General features: G+C 59.4%; 22 protein-coding genes. 16 read left to right on the top strand and 6 right to left on the bottom strand.

Annotation, left to right across the window (positions count from 1 at the left end; all coding sequences use genetic code 11):
- Positions 1-9 precede the first annotated feature (9 nt).
- Positions 10-894: a cytidine deaminase gene (gene cdd, locus LRL22_RS15030; protein ID WP_005345271.1), complete on the top strand. Its 885-nt coding sequence runs from the start codon at positions 10-12 to the stop codon at positions 892-894.
- Between the two features lie 132 nt (positions 895-1026).
- Here the strand turns inward: cdd and LRL22_RS15035 are convergent, their stop codons facing one another.
- Positions 1027-2412, bottom strand: a complete 1386-nt coding sequence (locus LRL22_RS15035; RefSeq protein WP_270905721.1) for a tryptophanase — start codon at positions 2410-2412, stop codon at positions 1027-1029.
- Positions 2413-2872: 460 nt separating this feature from the next.
- Between LRL22_RS15035 and LRL22_RS15040 the strand changes: the two genes are divergently transcribed.
- From LRL22_RS15040 to asd, 4 genes are all read left to right on the top strand, one after another.
- Positions 2873-3037, top strand: a complete 165-nt coding sequence (locus LRL22_RS15040; protein ID WP_270905722.1) for a DUF2256 domain-containing protein — start codon at positions 2873-2875, stop codon at positions 3035-3037.
- Positions 3037-4557, top strand: coding sequence for a cryptochrome/photolyase family protein (locus LRL22_RS15045; protein ID WP_270905723.1), 1521 nt, complete (start codon positions 3037-3039; stop codon positions 4555-4557). Before LRL22_RS15040 ends, LRL22_RS15045 begins: the two co-directional genes overlap by 1 nt.
- A 157-nt stretch (positions 4558-4714) precedes the next feature.
- Complete coding sequence (locus LRL22_RS15050; protein ID WP_336296652.1) at positions 4715-6022, top strand: D-amino acid dehydrogenase; 1308 nt, start codon at positions 4715-4717, stop codon at positions 6020-6022.
- Between the two features lie 362 nt (positions 6023-6384).
- A complete protein-coding gene (gene asd, locus LRL22_RS15055; RefSeq protein ID WP_005345266.1) occupies positions 6385-7497 on the top strand; it encodes an aspartate-semialdehyde dehydrogenase in 1113 nt (370 codons plus the stop codon).
- Between the two features lie 101 nt (positions 7498-7598).
- Here the strand turns inward: asd and fdhD are convergent, their stop codons facing one another.
- The 5 genes from fdhD to LRL22_RS15080 all read right to left on the bottom strand — a co-directional run bounded on the left by fdhD (position 7599) and on the right by LRL22_RS15080 (position 14287).
- The gene (gene fdhD, locus LRL22_RS15060) at positions 7599-8468 is read right to left on the bottom strand and encodes a formate dehydrogenase accessory sulfurtransferase FdhD (RefSeq protein WP_270905725.1); all 870 of its coding nucleotides are present in this window, start codon (positions 8466-8468) and stop codon (positions 7599-7601) included.
- Positions 8465-10582: a sigma 54-interacting transcriptional regulator gene (locus tag LRL22_RS15065; RefSeq protein WP_041207586.1), complete on the bottom strand. Its 2118-nt coding sequence runs from the start codon at positions 10580-10582 to the stop codon at positions 8465-8467. The genes fdhD and LRL22_RS15065 overlap by 4 nt, the downstream gene beginning before the upstream one ends.
- A 419-nt stretch (positions 10583-11001) precedes the next feature.
- A complete protein-coding gene (locus tag LRL22_RS15070; RefSeq protein WP_270905726.1) occupies positions 11002-11244 on the bottom strand; it encodes a hypothetical protein in 243 nt (80 codons plus the stop codon).
- Between the two features lie 252 nt (positions 11245-11496).
- Positions 11497-13641, bottom strand: coding sequence for a formate dehydrogenase subunit alpha (gene fdhF, locus LRL22_RS15075; RefSeq protein ID WP_081376060.1), 2145 nt, complete (start codon positions 13639-13641; stop codon positions 11497-11499).
- A gap of 46 nt (positions 13642-13687) precedes the next feature.
- Positions 13688-14287: a 4Fe-4S dicluster domain-containing protein gene (locus LRL22_RS15080; protein WP_270905727.1), complete on the bottom strand. Its 600-nt coding sequence runs from the start codon at positions 14285-14287 to the stop codon at positions 13688-13690.
- A 201-nt stretch (positions 14288-14488) separates the two neighbouring features.
- Between LRL22_RS15080 and LRL22_RS15085 the strand changes: the two genes are divergently transcribed.
- The 11 genes from LRL22_RS15085 to hycI all read left to right on the top strand — a co-directional run bounded on the left by LRL22_RS15085 (position 14489) and on the right by hycI (position 26839).
- Positions 14489-14770 (top strand): hypothetical protein, encoded by a 282-nt coding sequence (locus tag LRL22_RS15085; protein WP_270905728.1) that lies wholly within the window; start codon positions 14489-14491, stop codon positions 14768-14770.
- A 167-nt stretch (positions 14771-14937) separates the two neighbouring features.
- Entirely contained in the window at positions 14938-16389 is a 1452-nt protein-coding gene (locus LRL22_RS15090) for an AAA family ATPase (RefSeq protein WP_270905729.1), read from the top strand.
- Positions 16390-16908: 519 nt separating this feature from the next.
- A complete protein-coding gene (gene kup, locus LRL22_RS15095) occupies positions 16909-18777 on the top strand; it encodes a low affinity potassium transporter Kup (RefSeq protein WP_024944982.1) in 1869 nt (622 codons plus the stop codon).
- 480 nt (positions 18778-19257) lie between these two features.
- Positions 19258-19923: a 4Fe-4S dicluster domain-containing protein gene (locus LRL22_RS15100; protein WP_270905730.1), complete on the top strand. Its 666-nt coding sequence runs from the start codon at positions 19258-19260 to the stop codon at positions 19921-19923.
- Positions 19923-21806 (top strand): hydrogenase 4 subunit B, encoded by a 1884-nt coding sequence (hyfB, locus tag LRL22_RS15105; protein WP_270905731.1) that lies wholly within the window; start codon positions 19923-19925, stop codon positions 21804-21806. Before LRL22_RS15100 ends, hyfB begins: the two co-directional genes overlap by 1 nt.
- 1 nt (position 21807) lies before the next feature.
- Positions 21808-22761 carry a respiratory chain complex I subunit 1 family protein gene (locus LRL22_RS15110; protein WP_270905732.1) on the top strand — a complete coding sequence of 318 codons (954 nt, stop codon included), beginning with the start codon at positions 21808-21810 and terminating at the stop codon, positions 22759-22761.
- An 80-nt stretch (positions 22762-22841) separates the two neighbouring features.
- Positions 22842-24560: a hydrogenase large subunit gene (locus LRL22_RS15115; RefSeq protein WP_270905733.1), complete on the top strand. Its 1719-nt coding sequence runs from the start codon at positions 22842-22844 to the stop codon at positions 24558-24560.
- Positions 24561-24569: 9 nt separating this feature from the next.
- Entirely contained in the window at positions 24570-25127 is a 558-nt protein-coding gene (locus LRL22_RS15120) for a formate hydrogenlyase complex iron-sulfur subunit (RefSeq protein WP_005345227.1), read from the top strand.
- Positions 25127-25942 carry an NADH-quinone oxidoreductase subunit B family protein gene (locus tag LRL22_RS15125; protein WP_270905734.1) on the top strand — a complete coding sequence of 272 codons (816 nt, stop codon included), beginning with the start codon at positions 25127-25129 and terminating at the stop codon, positions 25940-25942. The genes LRL22_RS15120 and LRL22_RS15125 overlap by 1 nt, the downstream gene beginning before the upstream one ends.
- Positions 25935-26348 carry a formate hydrogenlyase maturation HycH family protein gene (locus tag LRL22_RS15130; RefSeq protein WP_270905735.1) on the top strand — a complete coding sequence of 138 codons (414 nt, stop codon included), beginning with the start codon at positions 25935-25937 and terminating at the stop codon, positions 26346-26348. Before LRL22_RS15125 ends, LRL22_RS15130 begins: the two co-directional genes overlap by 8 nt.
- Positions 26348-26839: a hydrogenase maturation peptidase HycI gene (gene hycI / locus LRL22_RS15135; RefSeq protein WP_270905736.1), complete on the top strand. Its 492-nt coding sequence runs from the start codon at positions 26348-26350 to the stop codon at positions 26837-26839. The genes LRL22_RS15130 and hycI overlap by 1 nt, the downstream gene beginning before the upstream one ends.
- The last annotated feature ends 130 nt before the right edge of the window (positions 26840-26969 follow it).

Here is a 26969-nt window from a genome sequence, read left to right on the forward strand (position 1 = left end):
GGACACACTATGCATCCCCGTTTTGCCAAGCCATTCGATACCCTCTCTGCCCCGCTCAAAGCAGCCGTGCAGCCCATGCTGGATAGTGCCGACTTCAACGCCCGCTTCACGCCGGAGCAAGTCGCCACCCTGAAAGCCGCCACAGGTCTCGATGATCGCGCCCTGCGCCTCGCCCTGTTGCCACTGGCAGCCGCCTGCTCGGTGGCGCCCATCTCCAAGTTTTATGTCGGTGCCATCGCCTGTGGCCTGAGCGGCAGCTGGTACTTCGGCGCCAACATGGAGTTCGCGGGGCAAGGTCTGTTCCACTCGGTCCACGCCGAGCAGTCCGCCATCTCCAACGCCTGGCTGGGTGGCGAGACTGGGATCAGCGAAATCACCGTCAACTACACCCCTTGCGGCCACTGCCGTCAGTTTATGAACGAGCTGAGTACCGCCAAGATCCTGAAAGTCTCTCTGCCCGATGACCTGAGCGCCCTGCAATCCTTCCTGCCCCACTCGTTTGGCCCGGCGGATCTCGACATCACTGATGCGCTGATGAGCCCGCAGGATCACGCAGAGCTTGAACTACAAAGCGAAGACCCGCTGTGGCAAGCCGCGCTGGCCGCCGCCCGTCAAAGCTACGCCCCCTACAGTCAGGGCTATGCCGCGGTGGCGCTGCAGTTTGCCGATGGCCGCATCTTCTCTGGCCGCTACGCCGAGAACGCCGCCTTCAACCCCAGCCTGCCGCCGATGCAGATGGCCTGCGCCCATGCGGTGCTTAACGGTGAAGATCTCGCCACCATCCGCCGCGCCGTGCTGCTGGAGAACAAAAACGGCCAGATCAGCCAGCGTGACTCCGCCCAGTCCACTCTCAAGGCGCTGGGCTCGGTCGAGCTGGAGTATCAGGCGGTCTGACCCGGTTTGCGTCGATAAACGAAAGCCCCCGCACCTTGGTGCGGGGGCTTTTTTACTGGGCCGTTTAACCGGGAGCGACCGGTGATCTGCACAGTTTGGCGCGGTTGATCACCCAGTCTGACCGGTTGCTGATCAGACAGGTTTCAGCCGCGCAGTGAAGTGGCGCAGCAGCGGCGGCTCGTAATCAAAGGTGAGCCCGCGAATGTCGCTGGCCCGCGCTTTCACCGCGATCAGGCAGTCGGCCACATAGTCCATGTGATCCCGGGTGTAGACCCGACGTGGGATGGTGAGACGCAGCAACTCAAAGTCCGCCGCCTCCTGCTTGCCGGTGGCGGGATCGCGCCCCAGCAGCAGGGAGCCAATCTCCACCCCGCGCACGCCCCCTTCCAGATAGAGCTCGCAGGCGAGTGCATGGGCCGGGAACTGCTCGGCCGGAATATGGGGCAGCAGCTTCTTGGCATCCACAAACACCGCATGGCCGCCAGTGGGGGTCTGGATCGGGATGCCCGCCTCGGTCAGCCGCTCGCCGAGATAGGCCACCTGACTGATGCGGTAGGTGAGATACTCCTCATCCATCCCCTCGCGCAGGCCAATGGCGAGCGCCGCCATGTCCCGTCCGGCAAGGCCACCATAGGTGACAAACCCCTCCATTGCCACGCAGCGCACCTGCACCGCGCGGAACAGGTCGAGATCCTCTTTAAAGCAGCAGAGCCCGCCGATATTGACCAACCCGTCCTTCTTGGCCGACATGGTGAAGATGTCCCCCAGCGCGAACATCTGGCGCACTATCTCCTTGATGCTGCACTTCGCATAAGCCGGATCCCGCTCCTTGATAAACCAGGCGTTCTCGGCAAAGCGGGCGGCGTCGATCACCACCGGAATATGGTGACGACGGGCCAGCTCAGAGACTGCCTCCATATTGGCCATGGAGACCGGCTGACCACCGGCGCTGTTACAGGTGACCGTGATGATGATGCCGGCCACGTTGTCGGCCCCCAGGGTCTCGATGGTGTCGCTCAGGCGAGGGAGATCAAAATCCCCCTTCCAGGCATAAGGGGCCGTGGTGTCGAGGGCTTTCGGGGTGAGCAGGTTGATGGCCCGCGCGCCAGCCAACTCCACGTGAGCCTTGGTGGTGTCGAAGTGGTAGTTGGAGATAAACACTGGCGCCTTGCCCTTGCAGCGCTTGACCAGCTCGGGGAAGAGGATCTGCTCGGCCCCGCGCCCCTGGTGGGTGGGCATCACATGCTGGTAACCAAAAATGTCGCGCACCGTGCGCTCCAGCTCGACGAAGTTGCGGCTGCCCGCATAGGCCTCGTCCCCCATCATGATGCCGGCCCACTGGCGATCGGACATGGCACCTGTGCCGCTGTCGGTCAGCAGATCGATATAAACATCTTCGGCCAACAGCAGGAAGGGGTTCCAGCCAGCGGCCTCGAGGGCGGCGCGGCGCTCGGCGCCAGTGGTCTGTTTGATGGGCTCGACCATCTTGATACGAAACGGCTCGGGTATACGACGCATATAAGACTCCTCACCGGCGCAAGGCCAGTGTGTTTGAAATTGGAATTGGCAAAGAGGCCGGGACGATCAGGGTCGTCCGGCTGACAAATTCAAACGGCGGGTGCCGCCAATCAGCGGTGAGGAAAGTCGAAGGTGAGAATGGGATCCCGGGTATACCAGTGGGCGAGCAGGCAAGCTGCCCGGGGCGTAGCTGTCATGATTGGCATCACTCCCCTCCATATCGGTTGTAGACAGTCGATGGCCAATAAGATCCGTTGATGGATGCTGCCAACGGGCAGCCTCGCCACGTTAACGGCTGGTTAATTTGCAAACAAGGAGTGCACCGACGGGCTGTGCGCCCGCTCACAAAGTGCACATCTGCGCGGCAAACTGGCAGTGAGGTTGATCCGTCCACCCCCCCGGTTCGTTATTCTCCCTACCCACACGCCACATCCCCCATCAGCCAAGGCCGGAAGCCATCATGCATCGCAAACCCCATCTGCCCGAGAAGATCTGCCCCGTCTGCCAACGCCCCTTCAGCTGGCGGCGCAAGTGGGCGCGCAGTTGGGAGGCGGTTCGCTACTGCAGCGAACGCTGTCGCCACGCTCGTCACAGCAGGCAGCAACCTGAGGAGGCGCGAGTCTGATGGAGCTGCGTCTTATTCTTGGCGATCAGCTGAACGCCGGTCACAGCTGGTTTCGCACCCCGGATCCGGCAATCTGTTATCTGATGGCGGAACTGCGTCAGGAGACCGACTACTGCCGCCACCATCGCCAGAAGGTGCTGGCCTTCTTTGCCGCCATGCGCGCCTTCGCAGCGGCACTCACCCAAGCGGGCCACCGCGTCTGTTACCTGACCCTCGATGAGAGCGCCCGCTGGCCCGACTTGCCCGGCTTGCTGGAGGCTCAGCTCGAAGCACATCAGGCCAGCAGCTTTGCCTGGCAGAGCCCGGACGAGTGGCGCCTTGCCAGCCAGTTGAAAAGCTGGGCGGTAGGACTTGCCATCCCTGCCACCGAGGTGGAGAGCGAACATTTTCTCACCCCCCGCGATGGCTGGCAGCGCTACCCCCACAGCCGGATGGAGTTCTTCTACCGCGCCTTGCGCAAGCAATATCAAGTGCTGCTCGATGAGCGCGGCCAACCCCTTGGCGGGCGCTGGAATTTTGATGACGAGAACCGAGCCAAACTGCCGGCTAGCCAGCCAATCCCGACGCCCCTCACCTTTGCCAATGAGGTGAGCGAGATTGACGCCATGCTGACCCGCCACGGGGTCAGTACCATCGGCGAGGCGGATGCCAGCAGACTGCCGTGGCCCATCACAAGGCGCCAGAGTCGTGAGCTGCTGGCCCATTTTCTGGCCCACTGCCTGCCCCACTTTGGCCGCTATCAGGATGCCCTGAGCGAGCGCGGCTGGAGTCTGTTTCACAGCCGTTTGTCGTTTTCCCTCAACAGCAAGATGCTTCATCCGCTTGAGGTGATCCGCGCCGCCGAGACCCACTGGCAGGCCAATCAGGCCACCATCACGTTGGCGCAGGTGGAGGGGTTTATTCGCCAGATCCTCGGCTGGCGCGAGTTTGTCCGCGCCCTTTACTGGGAGAAGATGCCCGACTACCAGCAGACCAATTTTCTCGGGGCCAACCGGCCGCTGCCCGGTTTCTTCTGGAGTGGCGAAACCAGGATGGCCTGCGTGCGTCACGCCATTGGCCAGTCTCTGGAGCACGCCTACGCCCACCATATCCAGCGGCTGATGGTGACCGGTAACTTTGCCCTGCTGGCGGGGATCGATCCTGACGAGGTGGATCAGTGGTATCTCGGCATCTATGTGGATGCCATCGAGTGGGTGGAGCTGCCCAACACCCGCGGCATGAGCCAGTTTGCCGATGGCGGCCTGATGGGCAGCAAGCCCTACGCCAGTAGCGGCGCCTATCTCGAGCGAATGGGCCACTACTGCAAGGGGTGCCACTATCAGGTCAAAGCCCGCCACGGCGACGGGAGCTGCCCCTTCAACAGCCTCTACTGGCACTTTCTTTGGCGCAATCGGGACAAACTGGGCGGCAATCCCCGCCTCGCCCTCCCCTATGCCAACTGGGATGGCCAACCGGCAGCGCAGCAGCAGGCAATTCTGGCGACGGCGGAACAGTACCTAATCCAGCTGGAGCAGTTGTAAGCGGGCCATGTCCCTTGGCACATTCACACTGACAACAGCGTAGCGATTTACGCTGGCAATCAGCCTCACCATCGCACCAAACACCAGCCTGTGACAGGCAAGCAGACGGAGATCCCAATCCTGCGCAGAGCGGTTGAATATCCTGTGGCGGCTGATTATGGTGGTGGCCACATCAGGAGATCAGTCAAGGAAAGACGATATGGAGATAGTGGTTCTCGGTGGCGGCGTGATAGGGGTAACCAGCGCCTGGTATCTGGCCAAAGCGGGTCACAAAGTAACCCTGCTGGAGCGACAAGGTGGCGTCGCCCTTGAAACCAGCCATGCCAACGCCGGGCAGATATCCCCGGGTTATGCGGCCCCCTGGGCGGCCCCCGGCATTCCCCTCAAGGCGGCAAAATGGATGTTGCAAAAGCATGCCCCCTTCACCGTGCGCCCCACTGCCGACCCCTTCCAGCTGCGCTGGATGCTCAGAATGCTCGCCAACTGCACCCCGACCGCCTATGCCACCAACAAGGGGCGCATGGTGCGTCTGGCCGAATACAGCCGCGACTGCATGAAGCTGCTGCGCGACGAGTTGAGCATCGATTACGAAGGGCGCCAGCTCGGCACCCTGCAGCTGTTTCGCAGCCAATCCCAACTCGATGCCAGTCAGCGCGATATCGAGGTGCTGGAGGAGTATGGCGTCCCCTACCAGTCGCTGGATGCCAGCGGCTGCGAAGCGGCAGAGCCTGCGCTGGCGCGGGTGCGCGGCAAAATCGTCGGCGGCCTGCGTCTGCCCGGCGACGAGACCGGCGACTGCTTCCGCTTCACCAAGGCCCTGGCCCTTGAAGCCGAGAAGCTCGGGGTCAAGTTCGTCTTCAACTGCGACATCGACGAGATTGAGCAAGCCCGCGGCCGCGCCGTGGCGGTGCGGGCGGGCGAGCAGCGCTATCGCGCCGATGCCATCGTCTGTGCGCTCGGCAGTTATGCCACCGGTTTTTTGCGGCCGCTGCTGCGCCCGCTCGGACTGGAGCTGCCGGTCTATCCGGTCAAGGGCTACTCCCTCACCCTGCCGATGAGCAATGCCGAGGCCGCGCCGCGCAGTACCGTGCTCGACGAGACCTACAAGGTGGCCATCACCCGTTTTGACGAGCGGATCCGGGTCGGCGGCATGGCGGAGCTGTCTGGCTACAACCTCGCCTTGAATCCGAGACGCCACGACACTCTGGCAATGGTGGTCGGCGATCTCTTTCCCGAAGGGGGCGATATCAGCCAAGCCGAGTTCTGGACCGGCCTGCGCCCCATGACGCCGGATGGCACCCCGTTGGTGGGGCCAAGCCCCATTCCCGGCCTCTGGCTCAATACCGGCCACGGCACATTGGGCTGGACCATGGCGGCCGGTTCGGGTCAGCTATTGTGCGATCTCATCAGCGGCAGCGAGCCCGCCATCAGCGATGAGGGGCTCACCCTCGCCCGTTACGGCTAGACGCCCACACAGTCGGGCTTTTTCTCTCGCCAACTGCGCCCCCAGACAACAGCAGAGGACGTCCTCAACCGCTTTATTGACAGGCCACCGCCATAAACGGTGGCCTTTTCGTCTGATGTTGACCTTCTCGCTCCCCGTCTGCCTGAGCGGTGCGCTGGCTGCCGGTTAATGCAGCAAACGGCACAGAATATTGCGCAATTCGACTTGCGCAAGCCGTCACAATCCGTAATGTGGATAGACGCATTTTTCGCAGCGCATATTTTTTAAATGGCCTGTAAACCGCTTGTAAACAGGCGTCGCCAGACAAGGGGGTTACGGGTGTCACCACGAGTTTCTTTAGCAGCAATCCAGGGTAGGACAATATGAAAAAAGTAGGTTTGGTCGGTTGGCGTGGCATGGTGGGATCGGTTCTGATGAGCCGGATGCAGGAAGAGCAGGATTTCGCCCATATTCAACCCACATTCTTCACCACCTCCCAGGCCGGTGAGGCCGCTCCCAACTTCGGCGTCGATGCCGGTACTCTGCAAGACGCCTTCGATATCGAAGCGCTGGCCAAGCAGGATATCATCATCACCGCCCAGGGCGGCGACTACACCAAGGATGTCTATCCGCGCCTGAAAGCCGCTGGCTGGCAGGGTTACTGGATTGACGCCGCCTCCTCCCTGCGGATGGAGAAAGACGCCGTCATCATTCTGGATCCGGTCAACGGCGACGTCATCGAGCAGGCCCTGAACGATGGCATCAAGACCTTCGTCGGCGGCAACTGCACCGTCAGCCTGATGCTGCTGGCCCTCGGCGGCCTGTTCAAGGCCGACCTGGTGGAGTGGGTGAGCGTGGCGACCTATCAAGCCGCCTCCGGTGGCGGTGCCCGCCATATGCGCGAGCTGGTCACCCAGATGGGGATGCTGCGCGATGAAGTGGCGGTCGAGCTGGCGGATCCCGCCTCCGCCATTCTCGATATCGAGCGCAAGATCACCGAGAAGACCCGCTCCGGCACCCTGCCGGTGGACAACTTCGGCGTACCGCTGGCCGGTGGCCTTATCCCCTGGATCGACACCAAGCTCGACAACGGCCAGAGCCGCGAAGAGTGGAAGGGTCAGGCCGAGACCAACAAGATTTTGGGTATCGAAAACGCCGTCATTCCGGTGGATGGTCTCTGTGTGCGGATCGGCGCCCTGCGCTGCCACAGCCAGGCATTCACCATCAAGCTGAAAAAAGATGTGCCGCTGGCGGAGATCGAAGCGCTGCTGGCAGCCCACAACGACTGGGTGAAAGTGATCCCCAACGATCGCGACATCACCGCCCGCGAGCTGACTCCGGCGGCCGTTACCGGCACCCTCAGCATTCCGGTGGGCCGTCTGCGCAAGCTCAATATGGGCCCGGAGTATCTGGCCGCCTTTACCGTGGGTGACCAGCTGCTGTGGGGCGCCGCCGAGCCGCTGCGCCGCATGCTGCGTATCCTGCTGGCGCGTTAATCCGCCACAGAAGCAGATACAACAAGGGCGGGGAGTCACACTCCCCGCCCTTTTTTATTGCCAGTTTTCATGACCCGTTTAGCGAGTTCACGGCCTTGCCATTACTTGAGCAGGATACGCTGGCACCCGCTGTAGATCTCGGCCCGCCCGGGGCGGCAAAAACCCACCAGGGTGAGCCCGGTCTGCTCGGCCCGCTCGACCGCGAGCTCGGTGGCAGCCGAGATGGCGAGCAAGATCTCGACCCCGGCGCAGGCGCACTTTTGCACCATCTCGAAGCTGGCGCGGCTTGTCACCAGAATGGCACCGTCACGGCGACCAGCGCGGCACAAGTGCCCCACCAGCTTGTCCAGCGCAATATGGCGCCCCACATCCTCGCGAATGGCGAGAATGTTGCCCTCACCATCCAGATGCACTGCCGCATGGGTGGCGCCGGTGCGCTGGCCCAATAGCTGGAGCGGGCGCAGCGCGGTCAATACCTTGTCGATATGGCCCACCGCCAGACGCTGACTGTCGGGCAGCTCTGGCTGGGTGCGGATCACCTGATCCAGACTCTCGCTGCCACAGATGCCGCAACCGGTACGGCCCGCCAGGGTGCGCCGCTTCTCTTTAAGGCGATGGACGCAGCGGTTGGCCAGGGTGATATGCAGCTCAATCCCCTGACAGCCGTCGATCTGCTCGATGTCATGGATATCGAGCAGGCTGTCGATGACCCCCTCGGATAGCGAGAAACCGATGGCGAAATCCTCCAGATCGGAGGCCGAGCACATCATCACGCTGTGGGCGATGCCGTTATAGACCAGCGCCACCGGCGTCTCGGAGGGCAGCTCCATCTCGCTGTCGCAGGTCAAGGTATCGGCGCGGTAGTGCACCACCTCGCGGTGGATGGCGCAGCGGGCCAGCTCGTTCTGTTCGCTCTGCTCGCTCTGTTCTCTCTGCTCGCCCCGCGCCTCAAGCTCAAGTAGCTCTCTCATGGTGCGACCCCGTCAATGATCTCGGGATCCCGGGCCGAAATGCCGAGCCGCTTCATCTTGGAGAGCAAGGTCGTGCGCTTCATGCCGAGGCGGTTGGCCGCCCCCCGCTCACCAGCGACTATGCCGTTGCAGTCGCGCAGGGCGGCGATGATCGCCTCGCGCTCATCCTCCGGCCCCTCGGCAAAGAGCGGTGTGGCGGGTTCGTCATAGACCAGGGTCTCAATCTTGTGGTAACCCTTGAGGGGCATCAGCTCCTCCGGCGAGAGGTTGAGCACGTGACCGCGGGTCATCACCACGGCGCGCTCGATGACGTTCTCCAGCTCGCGGATATTGCCGTACCACGGCAGCGACACCAGCATCTTCATCGCATCGGCGGGGATGGCGGTGATGGTGCGGCGCATCCGCTTGGCAATCTTTCTGACGAAGAAGTTGACCAAGAGCGGAATATCCTCGCGCCGCTCGCGCAGGGGCGGCAGCTCGATGGGAAAGACATTGAGCCGGTAGTAGAGGTCGCTGCGAAAGCGCTTGTTCTTGACCATGGAGAGCAGATCGCAGTTGGTGGCGGCCACCAGCCGCACATCCACTGCGATGGGGTTGCTGTTGCCGACCCGCTCCAGCTCGTGCTCCTGCAATACCCGCAAGAGTTTGGGCTGCAGATCCAGCGGCATATCCCCCACTTCATCGAGGAACAGGGTACCCTTGTGGGCCCGCTCGAAGCGGCCGATGCGCTGGGTCAGGGCGCCGGTAAAGGCCCCCTTCTCGTGGCCAAACAGATCGCTTTCGATTAGGCCGGTCGGGATAGCGGCGCAGTTCACCTTCACCATCTCGTGATCGTGGCGGGCACTCAGGGCGTGAATGGCCTGGGCGATCAGCTCCTTGCCGGTGCCGGTCTCGCCGAGGATCAGAACGGTGCTGTCGCTCTCGGCCACCAGCCGCACCTTCTCCAGCACGTTCGCCATCACCGCACTCTGGTAGATGATGTGGGGGAACTCCCCCTGCATCTGCGGCTCGTTGATGCGAATGGTCTTCTCTTTGGCACCGTTGGTGTTGGAGATCTCCTGCTGCGCCTGCACGTTGTTCATGGCAATGGCCGTGCGCGCTGCCACCTGCTCCAGCAGGGAGATATCGATATCGGCGAAGAAGTTGGCCTCTGGGTGAGAGAGGATCAGCACCCCCAGCAGATTGCCCTGATAGCGCAGCGGCAAAATACAGGAGCTGTCGGCATCGGGGGGCAGGATCTGGGAGGTAAAGCGGCAGCTCGACTGGCAGCCGTGGCCCTGCTCGCGGTAAACGAAGAAGGGCTCGCTGTGGCGCAGCGCCCCCTGCAAGCAGTTCTTCTCAAAACACGAATGATCGATGATCCCCGGCTGCTCGCTCTGCTGCTGGTTGACCAGATAGCTCTTGAAGCTGTCGGAGGTGGCGTTGTACTCGGCCAGACAGAGGCTGCTGATGCCAAAGTGGTGGTGCAGGATGGCAAACAGGCTCTTGGGCAGCTCGGCGATGCGCACTAATTTAATCACCGCATTAGTCACATCCACCAGAATTTTGCAGCTGTCGCGCTCAAGGCGCAAGGAGTTGGCCTGCTCCAGAGTGCGCTCCTTGTCCTGCACGTTCTCCAGCGCAATGGCGATGATGGCGGCAAGCTGGGTCAGCTTGGCCAAGGTCTCCATGGTGAAGCTGTCGAGGCGGGTATTGATGAACTCGACCCCGCCCAGATGGCTGCGGGCGGTGGTGATGGGGAGCTGGCAGTAGGAGCGCAGCCCCTCATAAATCCCTTCGGCAGCAAGGGGGGCACAGCGGTTGGCAAAACGGGCGGCAGGCAGGATGATCGCCTGCTCGGTGCCATCAGTGGGAGCGTGCAGGTCTGCCTTGCGGCAGACAAGGTGCTTTGGGCCGCTCTCTCCCATATAACAGAAAGTGGCCTCCTCGCCGGATCCCCGGTTGAGGATCAGGTTGACCCGGGTTACGCCGCCAAAGCCGGCATCTATCTTGTTGAGTTTGTGGATAAAGTCATCGAGCGTCACGGCCGACAGGAGGGATTTGGAGAGCAGGAGGAAACCGTCGTCCCAGATGGGAGATATCTCGTCCAGGGGGATGGCACTCACAGTAAGCATTGCGGCCTCACGTTATATCAATTTCAGTCACCAGTCAGGCTGTCCATGCCATCGCATCGCGACACAAGCGTTTCACCAGAATTAATAGCCGCAGCGCACTATCCACGCTGCCAAAAGGAAGGCGGTGACGACACTTGTCGCATGTTGCAATTCCACCGTTGTTATTAACGAACGATAACAAAAAATAACATTGTCATCGGGTGATTATTATTGGAATGGCGACTCATCATAGATGAGCTCAAATTTCATTACAATCCGATTTAATATATCTGGTTGCCATATTCAGGCAATAATTACATCGCAGATTGAATAATGGATTGGTGGCCGCACAAGGGGCCATTGTCAACTGTCAGATCTCTCTGTTGCCTCCCCTTTGCTGTGCAATAAAGGCATCATTCGAAACACCGCTCGGTGGTCACTCACGAGGTGACAAGTCGGGTGTGGCAGCACTTCAAACCGCCCAGAATAAAGAGCGCGGAGAAGCCCTGAAAGGCGAGCAGCAGCCAGCTGGCGTTGTCGGCAAGCTCAACCGAGACGCACTGGTGAGTGAGGTAGACCAGCAGGGTGATCACCCCCAACAGCAGGCCGTTGATCAAGGTGGTGGAGATAAACCCGATCAGCCAGGCACTGGAAATACTCAAGGCAGAAAATACGCTGCTCATGGCGAGCCTTGCTGCCATAAAACAGCCGAAAAAACCGAAGCCCAGCAGAAATATCATCTCGTCGCGCCAAATATAGCAACCTATTCCCAGCAATATCGCCGCCAGATAGGTGCCAATATAGAAAAGTCCGAATAAGCGACCAATTTCATGTTGCATCATTTACTCCCCTTTCTTTGGGTAATAAAAGGGTGCCCGACTCGATAAATCCGAGTCGGGTTCCCTTATTTGTGCAGAACCTCGTTTTTAGGGCGATCAGCCCTTGGCTGCGCTGCGCAATTTCGCCTTGAGCGCGCTGTATTCAGTCTGGACGTACACTTCCGCCTCAGGCTGATTGTCAATGCGCTCGATCTTAACCGCGCAGTACTTGTACTCCGGCGTATGGGAGACGGGATCGACGTGCTCGATGGTGAGCTCGTTGCAGGCCCCGATCCACCACTGGTAGGTCATGTAGACCACCCCGGCGTTGACCCGGTCGTTGTAGTTGGCCCGGGTAATTACCTTGCCACGGCGCGACGAGATCCAGACCAGCGCCTGATCCTTCACCCCAAGCTTTTTGGCATCGCTCGGGTGGATCTGCACATAGCCCGGCTCATCGGCCAGGGTTTGCAGCGCCGAGCAGTTGCCGGTCATGGAGCGGCAGGAGTAGTGACCTACCTCGCGCACGGTGGAGAGCACCAGCGGGTACTCGGCACAGGGCTGCTCCAGCGGCGGCCGCCACTCGGAGGCGATCAGCTGACCCTTGCCGCTCGGGGTGGTGAACACATTCCCCTCGAACAGAGTGCTGGTGCCCGGGTGATCCTCGGTCGGGCAAGGCCACTGCACGCTCTTGAGATCGGCCATCTTGTCGTAGCTGACCCCGGCATAGAGCGGACAGAGCGCACGCATCTCGTCCCAGATCTCTTCGGTGTTGTGGTACTCCATGGGATAACCCATGGCGGTCGCCATCAACGAGAAGATGGCCCAGTCCGGTTTCACGTTCTCGGGGGGCGTCACCGCCTTGTAGAAACGCTGGAAGCCGCGATCCGCCGAGCTGTAGACCCCTTCATGCTCGCCCCAGCTGGTGGCGGGCAGAATAACGTCGGCCATCTCGGCAGTCTGGGTCATGAAGATATCCTGCACGATCACCAGCTCCATCCCCGCCAGAGTGCGGCGGAACTGACCGAGATCTGCCTCGGTCTGGGCCGGATCTTCACCGAAGATGTAGAAGGCCTTGCACTTGCCCTCCTCCACCTTGTGGCCAAGCTCCGTCAGGCGATAGCCGGGCTTTTGGGAGAGTGACTCCACGCCCCACGCCTTGGCGAACTTGGCGCTGATGGCGGGATCGGCCACCGACTGATAACCCGGGAACTGGTGCGGCAGCATCCCCATGTCACAGGTGCCCTGCACGTTGTTCTGACCGCGCACCGGCCCGCAACCGGTGCCGCGGCGACCGAAGTTGCCGGTCAGCAACGCCAGACCCGCCAGCCCCTTGACCACGTCCACCGCCTGACCGTACTGGGTCACCCCCATGCCCCACAGGATCATGGACGCAGGCGACTCGGCATAGGTGCGAATGGCGGCGCGGATATCGGCGGCTTTGAGGCCAGTGATCCCCTCCACATATTCCGGGGTGTACTTGGCCACCGTCGCCTTGAAGGTCTCGAACCCTTCGGTGTAGTTGGCGACAAATGCCTTGTTGTAGAGCCCTTCGTTAATCAACACGTTGGCGAAGGCGTTAACCAGCGCCATGTTGGAACCGTTTTTGAGCGGCAGCCACTGATCGGCGATACGGGCGGTCTCCACCATACGGGGATCACACACAATCACCTTGGCCCCGTTTGCCTTCGCCTTGAGGATATGGCGAGCGACGATGGGGTGAGAGTCAGCAGCGTTGTAACCAAATACCAGCAGGCACTTGGTCTCTTGAATTTCGGGAATGGCGTTGCTCATGGCGCCGTTGCCTACAGTTGTCTCCAGACCGGAGACTGAGGGTGCGTGTCACACCCTCGCGCAGTGGTCGACGTTGTTCGTCCCAATCACTGCACGGGCAAATTTCTGCATCACATAGTTGGCTTCATTGCCGGGGCCACGGGCAGAGCCGGTGGTCATGATGGCGTCCGGGCCATATTTCGCCTTGATGGCAGAGAGACGGCTGCTGGCGAACTCGATCGCTTCATCCCAGGAGACTGCCTCGAACTTGCCACCGCGCTCGCGGCGGATCATCGGGCTCTTGAGACGGGGGGTCAGCAGGTTGGTGTCGTTCAAAAAATCCCAACCGTAATAGCCCTTGAGGCAGAGCTGCCCCTCGTTGGTCCGGCCGTTGGCGCCTTCGGCCCCCACCACCTTGTCGTTTTCAACCAGCAGGTTGATTTTGCAACCGGTGCCGCAATAGGGGCACACGGTAATGACTTTTTTCATGACTCACACTCTTGTTTGTTAACGAAAAACGGCTCGGCAAGCCCGCTCACACCCGCGCCGGCATCGCCAGCAGTGCCTCGGCACTGGCCAGCTGCTTCTGCCGGTTCAGGTTTTCAAGATGCTCCGGCGTGACCAGCCGCAGCGCCTGGGTCGGACACACCTCGACACAGGCCGGGCCCGCCTCGCGGTGACGGCAGAGATCGCACTTGAGCGCCTGCGCCTTGGTCTGCGGACGCTTGAAGAGCGGATCGCCAGCGGGTGCCACCTCTTTGAGCACCACCGCCATGGCGCCGTAAGGACAGGCCACCACGCAGGACTTGCAGCCGATGCAGCGCTCCTGCAACACCTTGACGCAGCCATCCTCGCTGACGATGGCATTGTTCGGGCAGGCCATGGCGCACGGCTTGTCTTCACACTGGCGGCAGAGCACCGGCGTGGTCACCTTGCTGCCCACGATCACCTTCAGGCGCGGCTGAAAGTAGCAGTCCTTGGAGACCAGATGTCCATCCTCGATGGCAAGATGCAGGCCGCCCTCCCGCTCAAGGGTCCCGCTGCAAGACCCTGACTGGTGTGAAACGGCGCAGGCCACCTCACAGGTACGACACCCAATACAGAGACTGGGATCTGCAATCACGAAGCTGTTCATAGAGAGGGATCCTAAATGGTTCGTTACACCGGGCCGCCCGCCGACAGGCAAAGAGGCGGCCAGCCCCCCACAAAGCATTTATCAGACCAAAACGGGAGAATGGCGCGATAAAAAATCACAACCAACTGAAAATAAAGAAGTAATCAGAAAAATTTTCGTGCTGATTGCCATCCCTGACGAGGGTGACGACGGGTGGGAAGTGTGATCGACACGACAAAAGTGACGAGCTCGACACCGGCTGACCAGACCCTGCCCCAGCCGCATAAGGAGCAGTTCGAAGGCGTTTGCAGCCAGGATCGGCCGCCCCAAACCGGGCAAGTGGAGGAAGGAAACTCAGGGAGAAAAGCCATAGCAAGGGCCAAAAATGGGCTGTGCAGCATGCAAAAAACGCTTGCGGCGGTGGCCAAGTTGTTTGGTTTTGCTATCGAGCTGGCAGGTGATCATCAAGTCAAATCGAACAAAAATAGGCCGCCCATTGACTGATTTGTTGAGCCAGATCAGGTTTCCAACGCATCCCACTTCTATTTTTTAATCTACTGGATAGCATGCTCTATATTGCAATCAATTACCGATAAAATCATTACCATAGAATAGCTAGAACAATTGAAAACAATTAGAACATGTTTCTTTTTACATAAACAGGAATAATAATGAACACATTAGAAATGAATGAAATTAAAATTGATGGATTGAAAAAGATTAACGTATTGATGGGAAGAAATGGTGCTGGTAAAAGTCGTTTGTTACGAGCAATTGATGAATACTCAACTAATAATGGTGATTATTATGTTAGATATATTAGCCCAGAACGAGCTGGCGTATTCAAAAGAGATGGCAATATATTAACAAACATGGAGAATAATCCTGACTGGATTAAATATGCAAGGAGAATGAACCAAGCTCAAAATTTCAAAGCAGCTTCAGCCAACCTTCTAAGAGAAGTTGAAACGGCATACTTAAGAAAACTACAAGACAACCCTGAAATAAGACTTGATAGTTCAAGAAACTTCCGTACAGAAAGGCTAGATAGCATCAATAGGCTTTTATTAAATCTTACAATACATTTAGAAGGCTCAGATTTTATCTTTAAAAACCACGATGGGGATATTATCCAACCGGATAATATAAGCAGTGGTGAGTCAGAGTCTGTTGCTCTTGCAGTAGAAATAATGTACTTCTTTGATAATCTGAAAAAAGAAAAGAAAAACATTCTCTTGCTAGATGAACCAGATGTTCATTTACATCCAGACTTACAAGCAAGGCTTGCAAAGTTCATTATTAATTTAGTTGAAAACTTAAATGAACAACCTAATACAAGCGTATCAATTATATTGGCAACTCACAGCACTCCTTTGATTTGTGCACTCTCCCAGTCGAATCAGGCTACTATAGGTACAAAAAACTTTGGTTCTCATCATGTTTTATTCAAAGATGTCAGTCACCAAATAAAGAAGATTGCACCTTTCTTTGGCCATCCATTATCATTAAGCCTTAATCAAGATATCATGCTTATTATTGAAGGGGAGGATGATGAGCGAGTCTGGCAACAAGCCGCTAGAACATCCCAAGGTAAAATAAAGCTATTTCCTGTTATTTCAACATCAGTTGATCAACAAACACAACTTGAAAATTTTACAGCAGATATGATCAACTCTCTATATGATGAGCCTAAAGCATACTCTCTCCGAGATGGCGATGGAATAATAGATGACTTACCACCTATTAAGTCGCTCACTAGGTTCAGGCTGAAATGTTATGCTGTCGAAAATTTATTAGTAACTGACCAAGTGTTGCAAAGAATGGGAAAAACATGGGACTCTTTTAAAGATTCCGCAGATAATTGGATTAAACAAAACCCGCATCATAGTTGTGTAAACAAAATTCAAGAATTGATCACTTCGCAAGACAGAATGAGAAATATAAAAATAAAAGAAATCAGACAATTAATTTGTGCTATTTGTGATTACAATAAACCATGGGAGGTGATTGTTGGCCAATCCATTGGATCAATTGATATTTCCGATATGCCTAGCGGAGAATTTGATTTGCCAACATTCATTGGCATTGATGCAACTACAGCCTTACTCTCCACAGTATCGTAGGGTGTAATAAGCGCAGCGCATTGCACCTCTGCATTTTTAATTAGAGGTGCAATTCACTTCGTTCATTGCCCCCTACCTTTTCCTCCTTTAGCAAATAAAGACTCCATTGCTACCCACCACCTCCCCTTTGCCATCCTGCCAGCATTTAATTAGCGATTACTTTATCGTCTATTTATTATCCATTTTGGAAAAAGATTTTAGCCAAACCACTTCGCTAGATAAAACAAACAGTTGTCTGCATTATCGCAGCCCATTTCAATCACCGGATAATTAATTCTCTTACTCAAATTGAACTTTTGATTATTTATAACTGAGCATAGTCCCGCAGAGTGTGTGTCATTATAAGCTTAATGACAGATGAACAGACTGTGTTCCATGACAAGCAGCTCACTATTCCGTTAGCGCCCTTTCCCATCGCAATCCATTAATTCTCTCCCGATTAAATATCACGACTTTCCTGGTAGGTCGGGCAGCGGTGCGTTGGCAAACGTGTAAACATCAAACTGACAAGATGAACTCATGAACTGTGATAAACAACAAGCCATGTCCGGCGTCATGCTGGCGGCGATTGGCGTAGTCTATGGCGATATCGGCACCAGCCCGCTCTATACCTTGCGCGAGTGCCTGTCAGGTCAATTCGGGTTCGGCGTCGAGCCGGCCTCCATTCTCGGCTTTCTCTCGCTGATCTTCTGGCTGCTGATCCTGGTGGTGTCGGTCAAGTACCTCTCCTTTGTGATGCGGGCCGACAACGCCGGTGAGGGTGGCATTCTCACCCTGATGTCGCTGGCGACCCGCAACGCCTCCACCCGCTGGACGCCGCTGCTGATCATCCTCGGCCTGATTGGCGGCAGCTTCTTCTATGGCGAGGTGGTGATCACCCCGGCGATGTCGGTGATGTCGGCCATCGAGGGTCTGAGCATTCTCACCCCCGCCCTCGACCCCTATATCGTCACCCTCTCAGTGCTGGTGCTGACCCTGCTGTTCGCCATCCAGAAACATGGCACCGCCATGGTGGGCAAGCTGTTTGCCCCCATCATGCTGATCTGGTTTATGACGCTGGCGGTGCTGGGGCTGCGCGGCATCATCCACAACCCCGAGGTGCTGGGTGCGCTCAACCCCATCTGGGCGGTACGCTTCTTTATCCAGTACCAGACCACCTCCTTCTTTGCCCTCGGCGCCGTGGTGCTGGCCATCACCGGGGTGGAGGCGCTCTACGCGGATATGGGCCACTTCGGCAAGAATCCAATTCGCCTCGCCTGGTTTATCGTGGTGTTGCCCTCTCTGGTGCTTAACTACTTCGGTCAGGGGGCGCTGCTGCTGAGCAATCCTGCCGCCATTGCCAACCCCTTCTTCCTGCTCGCGCCGAAATGGGCGCTGGTGCCGCTGCTGCTGCTGGCAACCATGGCGACGGTGATCGCCTCCCAGGCGGTGATCTCCGGGGTCTTTTCCCTGACCCGTCAGGCAGTGCGGCTCGGTTATCTCTCCCCCATTCGCATCGTTCATACCTCAGAGCAGGAGTCCGGCCAGATCTATATTCCGGTCATCAACTGGATGCTCTATATCTCGGTGGTGATCGTCATCATGAGCTTCGAGCACTCCAGCAATCTGGCGGCGGCCTACGGCATCGCCGTGACCGGCACCATGGTGCTTACCTCCATCCTCTCCTGCTCGGTGGCCAAGAACAGCTGGCACTGGAACAAGTATCTGGTGGCCATCCTGTTTGCCGCGCTGCTCTGTATCGACGTGCCGCTGTTTGCCGCCAACCTCGCCAAGATCTTCTCCGGTGGCTGGCTGCCGCTCACTCTGGGCGCGGTGATGTTCACCGTGATGACCAGCTGGAAGAGCGAGCGTTTCCAGCTTATTCGCCGCCTGAACGAGCACGGCAACTCCCTTGAGCCGATGATCGCTTCGCTGGAGAAATCCCCGCCGACCCGGGTGGCCGGCACTGCCGTCTATATGTCGCGGGTGGTCAATGTGATCCCCCATGCGTTGCTGCACAACCTCAAGCACAACAAGGTGCTGCACGAGCGGATCATCCTGCTCACCCTGCGGGTGGAGGATGTGCCCTACGTCCACAATGTGCGCCGGGTCTGCATCGAGCAGCTCTCCCCCACCTTCTGGCGGGTGGTTGCAAGCTATGGCTGGCGCGAGACCCCGAACGTGGAGGAGATCTTCCACCGCTGCAACGCCGAGGGGCTGAGCTGCCGGATGATGGAGACCTCGTTCTTTATGGCCCACGAGTCGCTCATCATGAAAGACCGCCCCTGGTATCTCTATCTGCGCGGCAAGCTCTTTATGCTGCTGCAGCGCAACGCCCTGCGCGCCCCGGATCAGTTCGAGATCCCGCCCAATCGGGTTATCGAACTTGGATCCCAGGTGGATATCTGATGGCGGGTTGATGGCATAGAAAACGTCAGCAAATAGAGAGGGAGGCATTGGCCTCCCTCTCTTGTTTCCGTTAACCCCAATGACTGGCCCCCTCATCCCCAACCCTTCTCCCGCAAGGGGAGAAGGGAGCAAACCACGGCAAATCGAACCAGCTCATTTCCCCTCACACAACAGCCGTAGGGTGCAACAAGCGCAGCGCCGTGCACCGCACACATATGTTGGAGAGCGGTGCAATGCACTCCGTTCTTTGCACCCTACTCATGCTGCATTTTCCGGGGTGACGAACCCTCCGGGCGGCTTCGTCACAAGTGACGAACGTCACAGTTCGACAGCCATACCAGCCCTTTCAACCAATCCCATGGAGATTTTTATTTATTTAAAAACAGCCACTTAAAACCAATTTCGCTGCAAAAACCAATCTGGCCCGTATCTTGCCAACCAGCCCCTACTTTCTCCGTTCGCGACACGACAAGGTAGGCTATGAACCGCTTCGTTATCGCTGACCCCAAGCTTTGTATCGGCTGTGGCACCTGTATGGCGGCCTGCAGCGAGGTACACAAGGCGCAAGGTTTGCAGCAAGCCCCCCGTTTAACCGTTATGCGACACGAGCAGGCGACCATGCCGGTTCAGTGCCGTCACTGTGACGATGCCCCCTGCATCAAGGTGTGCCCGGTCGAGGCAATTCGCCAAACCGGCGATTGCGTGCAACTCAACGAGTCACTCTGCATCGGCTGCAATCTCTGCGCCGTGGCCTGCCCCTTTGGCGCCATCCAGAGCGGCGGCAGCCGTCCGGTGGCCATGGCTACCAGTTACGACACCTATATCCCCTGCTCCATCCGCTCCAGCAACCCCTCCACCTCTGCCGGCCTGCGCTGCTTTGGCGAGGATCTGCTGAGCTGGGAGCCGGGCGTGCGCAGCATCGCGGTCAAGTGTGACCTGTGCGAGTTTCGCGCCGAAGGCCCCGCCTGTGTCGGTGCCTGCCCCTCCCAGGCGCTGAAGCTGGTCAATGACGGCGACACCGAACGCGCCGCCCGTATCCGTCGCCAGCAAGCGGCCGACACCAACCCGCAAGGGGCCTCTGCCTTCTCTGCGCCTGCCACGGCGCTCCCTGCATCCGATTTATCCACCACAGAGGGAGTTCGCTGATGTTGTCCCCCCTTGTTATGGCCACGCTCCTGCTCTTTTTGCTGGGCGCTGCCGCCGGTTTGCTGCTGCAAAAGCTGCCCGTACTGGCCAACCGCCTCAATAGCGGCCTTGCCCTGCTGGGCTCGCTCGCGGGCCTCATCGCCGCCATCCAGATCTTTGCCCAAGGCGCCCCCGTCGATGGCCAGCTCTGGCTGCTGGGTTCGGTTCACCTCGATATGCTCTCCGCGCTGATGCTGCTGGTGATTAGCACCGTCGGGGTCGCCGTCGCCCTCTACTCCTTTGCCTATATCCGCGAATATCAGGGCAAGGGGGATGTGGCCATCGGCGCGCTGATGAACCTCTTCCTCTTTGCCATGGTGGGCATGGTGCTGGCCGACAACGCGCTCGGTTTCTTGCTCTGCTACGAGCTGGTGACCCTCACCACCTACTGGCTGGTCAAGACCAACCCGGAAGCCGCCAAACAGAGCCGCCTCTATCTGGTGATGAACCATATCGGCATGGCACTGGTGCTGATCGCCTTCTGGCTGCTCTGCCGCGAAAGCGGCTCGCTGGAGTTCGCTGCGCTGCGCGAGCACCATCTGGCGGGCGCATTGGCCTCTCTGGTGTTCCTGCTCAGCTTCTGCGGCTTTGGCCTGCGCGCCGGTTTCGTGCCGCTGCACGGCTGGCTGCCGGTGGCCGAGCCCGTTGCCCCCTCCCATATCTCGGCGCTGATGTCCGGCGTGATGGTAAAGCTGGGTCTCTTTGGCATCTTGCGGGTCAGTATCGATTTTCTCGGCGCCAGCCAGCTCTGGTGGGGCTATGTGGTGCTGATCTTCGGCGCCTGCTCGGCAGTGCTCGGGGTGCTGTTTGCGCTGGCCGAGCATGACCTCAAGCGGCTGCTCGCCTACCACACTGTGGAGAACATCGGCATCATCCTGATGGGGATGGGGATCGGCATGATCGGCATCGCCAACCAGCAACCGGCACTGGTGGTGCTGGGGCTGCTCGGCGCCCTCTATCACCTGCTCAACCACGCCATCTTCAAGAGCCTGCTCTTTATGGGCACCGGCTCTGTGATGTTCCGCCTGCACACCCGGGATATGGACAAGATGGGTGGTCTTGCCAAGCTGATGCCCTGGACTGCGCTGGTGTTCCTCATCGGCGCCATGGCCATCTCGGCGCTGCCGCCGCTCAACGGCTTTGTCAGCGAGTGGTTTATCTACCAGTCGCTCCTTTCCATGACCAAACTCGGCACCTCTGTCGTCGCGCCGCTCGCGGTAGTGATGCTGGCGGTGACCGGCGCCATGGCGGTGATGTGTTTCGTCAAGGTGTATGGCATCTGCTTCTGCGGCGCACCGCGCAGCGAAAAAGCGAGTCAAGCCCGTGAAGTACCGGGCGCCATGGTGGCTGGCACCCTGCTGCTGGCTGCGGTCTGTCTGGTGCTGGGTCTGGGCGCCCCCTGGATTGCCCCCCATATCGCCAGCTATGGTCAGGCGCTGGTTGCCAGCCAGATGAGTGTCGCCACCGGCGCCACCCTGCTGCCACTCGATAGCAGCCAGGCGATCCTCTCCCCGCCCGTTATCGCCATCACCCTGCTGGGGCTGTTCCTCATCCCGCTGCTGGTACTGGCCATCTTCAAGGGCCCCAAGCTGGGTCGTCGTCACGCTGGCACCCCGTGGGCCTGTGGTTACGCCTATGAGGAGCGCATGAGCCTCACCTCCGGCGGTGTCACCCACACCTTGCGCCAACTCTGCGCGCCGCTCTATCGCAAGCAGCCGCAGCTCGATCTGGCCAGCGCCCTGCACGGGGTGAGCGATACCAGCGGGACGACCGGCTGGCCGCTGCTCTCTTTAATAAATGGCCTTGTGCTGGCGCTCTTTATCCTGATGGCTGTAGGAGTCTGATATGCCTGTTCTTGAAATGCCGAGCTGGGGCATGGTTGCCCTCGCCCTGACCCAGGCCATCGCCATGCTGGCGCTGGCGCCGCTCGCCACCGGTTTCAACCGGGTGCTGCGGGCCAAGATGCACTCCCGTCAGGGGCCGGGCCTGCTGCAGGATTACCGGGATATCGCCAAGCTCCTGCGCCGTCAGGAGGTAACTCCCGAGCCTGCCGGCATCATCTTCAACCTGATGCCTGCGCTGCTCATCGCCGCCCTGTTGCTGGTGGGGATGGCGCTGCCGACCCTGACTCACAAGTCCCCCTTCCCCATCGCCGGGGATCTCATCACCGATATCTATCTGTTCGCCATCTTCCGCTTCTTCTTCTCCCTCTCGGGGCTCGACAGCGGCAGCATGTTTGCAGGGATCGGCGCCCGCCGCGAACTGACCCTCGGCATTCTGGTGGAGCCCATTCTGGTGCTCGCCTGCTTCATCATGGCGATGATGGTGGGCAGCTCGGATCTGGGCAACATCAGCAGTTATGTGGCGACCCAGCCGCTGGCCGCGCCGGTTGCAACACTGCTGGCCGGTGCCGCCTGCGCCTTCGCGGTGTTTGTCGAGATGGGCAAGCTGCCCTTTGACTGCGCCGAAGCCGAGCAGGAGTTGCAGGAGGGGCCGCTCACCGAGTACTCCGGTGCGGGGCTGGCCCTGCTCAAGCTCTCCATCGGCCTCAAGCAACTGGTGGTGGTGCAGCTCTTTCTGGTGATTTTCCTCCCCTTCGGCAAGGCGGCCAACTGGAGTCTGCCTGCGCTCATCGGCGCGGCGCTGATCCTCGCCTGCAAGCTGCTGGTGGCCTTTTTGCTGGCCGGCATCATCGAAAACGCCATGGCCCGTACCCAGTTCGTGCGCACCCACAAGCTCACCCGCTACGGGTTGGGGCTGGCTCTGCTGGCGCTGCTCGCCTATCTGGTCGGGATCTGAGTCATGCCCGCCAGCACAGCAACTTTTTCCGATTTCATCATTTGTGAATGCTCATTCCCGAACATTAAAGTGAGAACTGCATGACCATCGCCATTTCGGATCGCATCGGCTGCGACTACATCCAGCAGGTGCGAGCACAACTGCCCCACGCCATCGTCGACGAGGAGTGGCAAACCGCCGATCAGGCCACCATTACCGTCAAGCCCACCAGTCTGGTCGAGACGGCCAGCCTGATCTTCCATCAGCTGGGGGGCTGGCTTCCGCTCTCCTTTGCCAATGACGAGCGCAGCCTCAACGGCCACTTCGCCGTCTACCACGTCTTCTCCATGGAGGGCGACACCAAGTGCTGGATCACCGTCAAGGTGCTGGTGGATGCCGATACCCAGGAGTACCCCTCCATCACCCCGACCATTCCGGCGGCGGTGTGGGGCGAGCGGGAGATCCGCGACATGTACGGCCTGCGCGCCATCGGCCTGCCGGACGAACGCCGTCTGGTGCTGCCGGACGACTGGCCGGAGGACATTCATCCCCTGCGCAAGGATGCCATGGATTACCGCCAGCGCCCGATGCCCACCACCGACACCGAGACCTACCCCTTCGTCAATGAGCTGGGCAGGGATGCCAACCGCATCGTGCCGGTCGGCCCGCTGCACATCACCTCGGATGAACCGGGCCACTTTCGTCTGTTCGTCGATGGCGAAGACATCATCGATGCCGACTATCGCCTCTTCTATGTCCATCGCGGCATGGAGAAGCTGGCGGAAACCCGGATGGGCTACAACGAAGTGGCGTTTCTGACCGACCGGGTCTGCGGCATCTGCGGCTTTACCCACAGCGTCGCCTACACCACCTCGGTAGAGAACGCCATGGGTATTCCGGTGCCGGAGCGGGCCAAGATGATCCGCGCCGTGCTGCTGGAGGTGGAGCGCCTGCACAGCCATATCCTCAACATCGGCCTGTCGAGCCACTTCACCGGTTTCGACACCGGCTTCATGCAGTTCTTCCGGGTGCGGGAAAAATCCATGACCCTGGCCGAACTGCTGACTGGCGCCCGCAAGACCTACGGCCTCAACCTGATTGGCGGGGTACGCCGCGACATCTTCAAGGAAGATCGCATCAAGGGTGCCCAGCTGGTGCGCGAACTGCGTGATGAGCTCAAACCCCTGGTGGCCATGCTGCTGGATACCGCCAACATCTCCTCCCGCCTCATCGGTATCGGCAAGCTCGAGCCGCAAATTGCCCGCGATTTCAGCTGCGTCGGCCCCATGGTGCGGGCGAGCGGCTTCAAGCGCGACGTGCGCCGGGTCCACGACTTTGCCGGCTACCGCGAGCTGCCGATGGAGATCCAGACCAAGGCGGGTTGCGACGTGCAATCCCGGGTGCTGGTACGGATCCACGAGCTCTACGACTCCCTCGACATGATTGAGTTCGGCCTTGAGCACCTGCCGGAAGGGCCGCTTTTGACCGAAGGGTTCACCTACCAGCCGGGCAAGTTTGCGCTGGGCTTTACCGAGGCGCCCCGCGGCGAGAACGTCCACTGGAGCATGACCGGGGACAACCAGAAGCTGTTCCGCTGGCGCTGCCGCGCCGCCACCTACGCCAACTGGCCCGCTCTGCGCTACATGCTGCGTGGCAATACCGTGGCGGATGCGCCGCTCATCATCGGCAGTCTGGATCCCTGCTACTCCTGTACCGACCGGGTCACCCTGGTCGACCCCAAGAAGGGCAAATCCACCGTGGTCTCCTACAAGGAGATCGAGCGCTACGGCATCGATCGCAAAAACTCTCCGCTGAAATAAGGGGTCATCATGATCAAGCTGTTCAAGACCATCCTCAAGGCTGGCACCCCGACCGCCAAGTACCCCTTCGCCCCTTACGAGGTGAACCGGGATTTTCGCGGCAAACCCAAATATCAGGCGGATCAGTGCATCGCCTGCGCCGCCTGCACCAAGGCCTGCCCGGCCAACGCGCTGGTGATGGAAGTGGATATGGAGACCGGCGAACGGCGCTGGGAGATCTCCATGGCGCGCTGCATCTTCTGCGGCCGCTGCGAGGAGGTCTGCCCGACCCGCGCCATCGCCCTCTCCCCCGAGTTCGAGCTGGCGGTGACCAACAAGGCGGATCTCTATGAGGAGGCCCGCTTCGCGCTGGCCCCCTGCACCCTGTGCGGCACCTACTTTGCCCCGAGCAAGCTGGTGGCGCTGGTGGAGGATACCCTCAAGCAGGCGGGCACACCGCTCGCGACCCCGGAGCGGCTGCACCACTGCCCCGACTGCAAACGAAAACAGAGCATGCTGAGCCAGCCTGACTCGGCCCTGATCACACCGATAGCCACACCGATGGCCGCACAAAAGGAGTGGATGTGATGAGCAAGATCAAAGGCATAGAACCGGTTGTCGGCCATGCCCATACCCGCGCCGTGCCGCTGGCACAGGCTCCCGAGATCACCAAACTCAAGAAGACCCTGCTCAAGGACATTCGCCGCTCGGCCTATGTCTACCGGGTCGATTGCGGCGGCTGCAACGCCTGCGAGATTGAGATCTTCGCCACCATCACCCCGCTGTTTGATGCCGAGCGCTTCGGCATCAAGGTGGTCGCCTCCCCCCGCCACGCCGACATCCTGCTCTTTACCGGCGCGGTGACCCGGGCGATGCGGGTGCCGGCCCTGCGCGCCTACGAGGCGGCGCCCGATCCCAAGATCTGCATCGCCTACGGCGCCTGCGGCTGTGACGGCGGCATCTTCCACGACCTCTACTGCGTCTGGGGCGGCACCGACAAGATCGTGCCGGTGGATGTCTATATCCCCGGCTGCCCTCCGACACCGGCGGCAACCATCTACGGCTTTGCGGTGGCGCTCGGTCTGCTTGAGCAAAAACTCAAAGCCACCAGCCACGAGGCGCAACCGGGTGAGCGGGTCGAGCTGCGCCACACCGGCATCCCCAATGAAATTCGGGTGATGATCGAGCGCGAAGCGCGCCGCATGGCCGGTTATCGGCAGGGGCGGATCATCGCCGACGAGTTTATGGCCCTGCTCGAAGGGGCGACCCAACAGGATGTGGATCTGCGCATCCAGAGCTACCTCGATCAGCACGACGATCCCCGCCTGGCGGAGATAGTCAACAACCTCGCAAACGCCTGCCTCAACCGGGCGGCCGGCAAGGGAGAGGCGGTGCATGGCTGACGAGGTTTTTTTCTACCGCCTCTCGCGCAAGTTCGTCGACGAGCAGTTCGACGTGCCGGAAGAGGCCAAAGAGGTGATGTACTACAGCCTCGCCATCGGCCACCACCTTGGCATTGTCGATTGCCTGCGAGCAGACCTGGTCTGCTCGCTGACCGGTTATCGCGACTGGGTGGCCAAGCTGCCACAGGGGAGCGAAGCGCGCCGCAAGATGGAGGGGTTTCTCACCTTTGGCGAGATCACCATCTATCGCGAGCACTGCCATATGCTGGCCTGCGCCTTCGACCGACTGCGCAAAGCCGACAATCTGCTCGATGAGCAGGAGCTGGGCTGGACCAACACCTTTATGGATCAGCTCACCGCCCTCTATAACGACCCCCATATGTACTTGATGGTAAGGAGCCGCTGATGGGCTGCAATCTCGTGTTGACCGTGGGCAATGCCATGATGGGGGACGACGGTGCCGGCCCCTATCTTGCCGACAAACTGCAAGCCGCCCCCCTGCCCGGCTGGATCCATATCGACGGCGGCATCGCGCCGGAAAATGTGGTCTACAAGGTGCGGGAGCTGCAACCAGATCGGGTGGTGCTGGTGGATGCCGCCGAGATCGGCGAGAAGGCGGGTACCCTGCAGGTGATCCCCCCCGAGACCATCGCCGAGATGTTTATCTTCTCGACCCACAACATGCCGCTCAATTTTTTGATCGACGAGCTCAAGACCTTTGTGCCCGAGGTGATCTTTGTCGGGGTACAACCGGCCATCGTGGCGTTCTCCTTCCCGATGACAGAGATGGTGAGCGAGGCGATGGATTATCTTTATCAGCATCTTGATGCCGCCAGGGATACCGGTCTGTTAATAGATAAACTGGATCAGTGGAATATTGCCAACGCCAAGCGGTGATTATTTATCGAGTTGTTAACGACCGTTATTGACTGACGGTTCCGGCAATGTGATCGAGGCCCGATGTTAAATTAAAAACATCGGGCTAATTGTGCTGAACTTGATATAAAACAAGGTTCTTTGATTTTTT

Origin of the sequence: Aeromonas sp. PI_26, assembly GCF_027854445.1 — a bacterium.
In the GTDB taxonomy this organism is placed as follows: domain Bacteria; phylum Pseudomonadota; class Gammaproteobacteria; order Enterobacterales; family Aeromonadaceae; genus Aeromonas; species Aeromonas veronii.

Excerpts from the sequence above, each read along its gene's own strand:
- LRL22_RS15065 (WP_041207586.1), bottom strand. The coding sequence starts at position 10,582 with ATGCTTACTGTGAGTGCCATCCCCCTGGACGAGATATCTCCCATCTGG.
- kup (WP_024944982.1), top strand. The coding sequence starts at position 16,909 with ATGAACTGTGATAAACAACAAGCCATGTCCGGCGTCATGCTGGCGGCG.
- LRL22_RS15110 (WP_270905732.1), top strand. The coding sequence starts at position 21,808 with ATGCCTGTTCTTGAAATGCCGAGCTGGGGCATGGTTGCCCTCGCCCTG.
- LRL22_RS15035 (WP_270905721.1), bottom strand. The coding sequence starts at position 2,412 with ATGCGTCGTATACCCGAGCCGTTTCGTATCAAGATGGTCGAGCCCATC.
- LRL22_RS15045 (WP_270905723.1), top strand. The coding sequence starts at position 3,037 with ATGGAGCTGCGTCTTATTCTTGGCGATCAGCTGAACGCCGGTCACAGC.
- fdhD (WP_270905725.1), bottom strand. The coding sequence starts at position 8,468 with ATGAGAGAGCTACTTGAGCTTGAGGCGCGGGGCGAGCAGAGAGAACAG.
- LRL22_RS15070 (WP_270905726.1), bottom strand. The coding sequence starts at position 11,244 with ATGAGCAGCGTATTTTCTGCCTTGAGTATTTCCAGTGCCTGGCTGATC.
- LRL22_RS15120 (WP_005345227.1), top strand. The coding sequence starts at position 24,570 with ATGATCAAGCTGTTCAAGACCATCCTCAAGGCTGGCACCCCGACCGCC.
- LRL22_RS15050 (WP_336296652.1), top strand. The coding sequence starts at position 4,715 with ATGGTGGTGGCCACATCAGGAGATCAGTCAAGGAAAGACGATATGGAG.
- asd (WP_005345266.1), top strand. The coding sequence starts at position 6,385 with ATGAAAAAAGTAGGTTTGGTCGGTTGGCGTGGCATGGTGGGATCGGTT.
- LRL22_RS15125 (WP_270905734.1), top strand. The coding sequence starts at position 25,127 with ATGAGCAAGATCAAAGGCATAGAACCGGTTGTCGGCCATGCCCATACC.
- LRL22_RS15080 (WP_270905727.1), bottom strand. The coding sequence starts at position 14,287 with ATGAACAGCTTCGTGATTGCAGATCCCAGTCTCTGTATTGGGTGTCGT.
- hycI (WP_270905736.1), top strand. The coding sequence starts at position 26,348 with ATGGGCTGCAATCTCGTGTTGACCGTGGGCAATGCCATGATGGGGGAC.
- LRL22_RS15040 (WP_270905722.1), top strand. The coding sequence starts at position 2,873 with ATGCATCGCAAACCCCATCTGCCCGAGAAGATCTGCCCCGTCTGCCAA.
- LRL22_RS15100 (WP_270905730.1), top strand. The coding sequence starts at position 19,258 with ATGAACCGCTTCGTTATCGCTGACCCCAAGCTTTGTATCGGCTGTGGC.
- LRL22_RS15090 (WP_270905729.1), top strand. The coding sequence starts at position 14,938 with ATGAACACATTAGAAATGAATGAAATTAAAATTGATGGATTGAAAAAG.
- cdd (WP_005345271.1), top strand. The coding sequence starts at position 10 with ATGCATCCCCGTTTTGCCAAGCCATTCGATACCCTCTCTGCCCCGCTC.
- LRL22_RS15115 (WP_270905733.1), top strand. The coding sequence starts at position 22,842 with ATGACCATCGCCATTTCGGATCGCATCGGCTGCGACTACATCCAGCAG.
- LRL22_RS15130 (WP_270905735.1), top strand. The coding sequence starts at position 25,935 with ATGGCTGACGAGGTTTTTTTCTACCGCCTCTCGCGCAAGTTCGTCGAC.
- hyfB (WP_270905731.1), top strand. The coding sequence starts at position 19,923 with ATGTTGTCCCCCCTTGTTATGGCCACGCTCCTGCTCTTTTTGCTGGGC.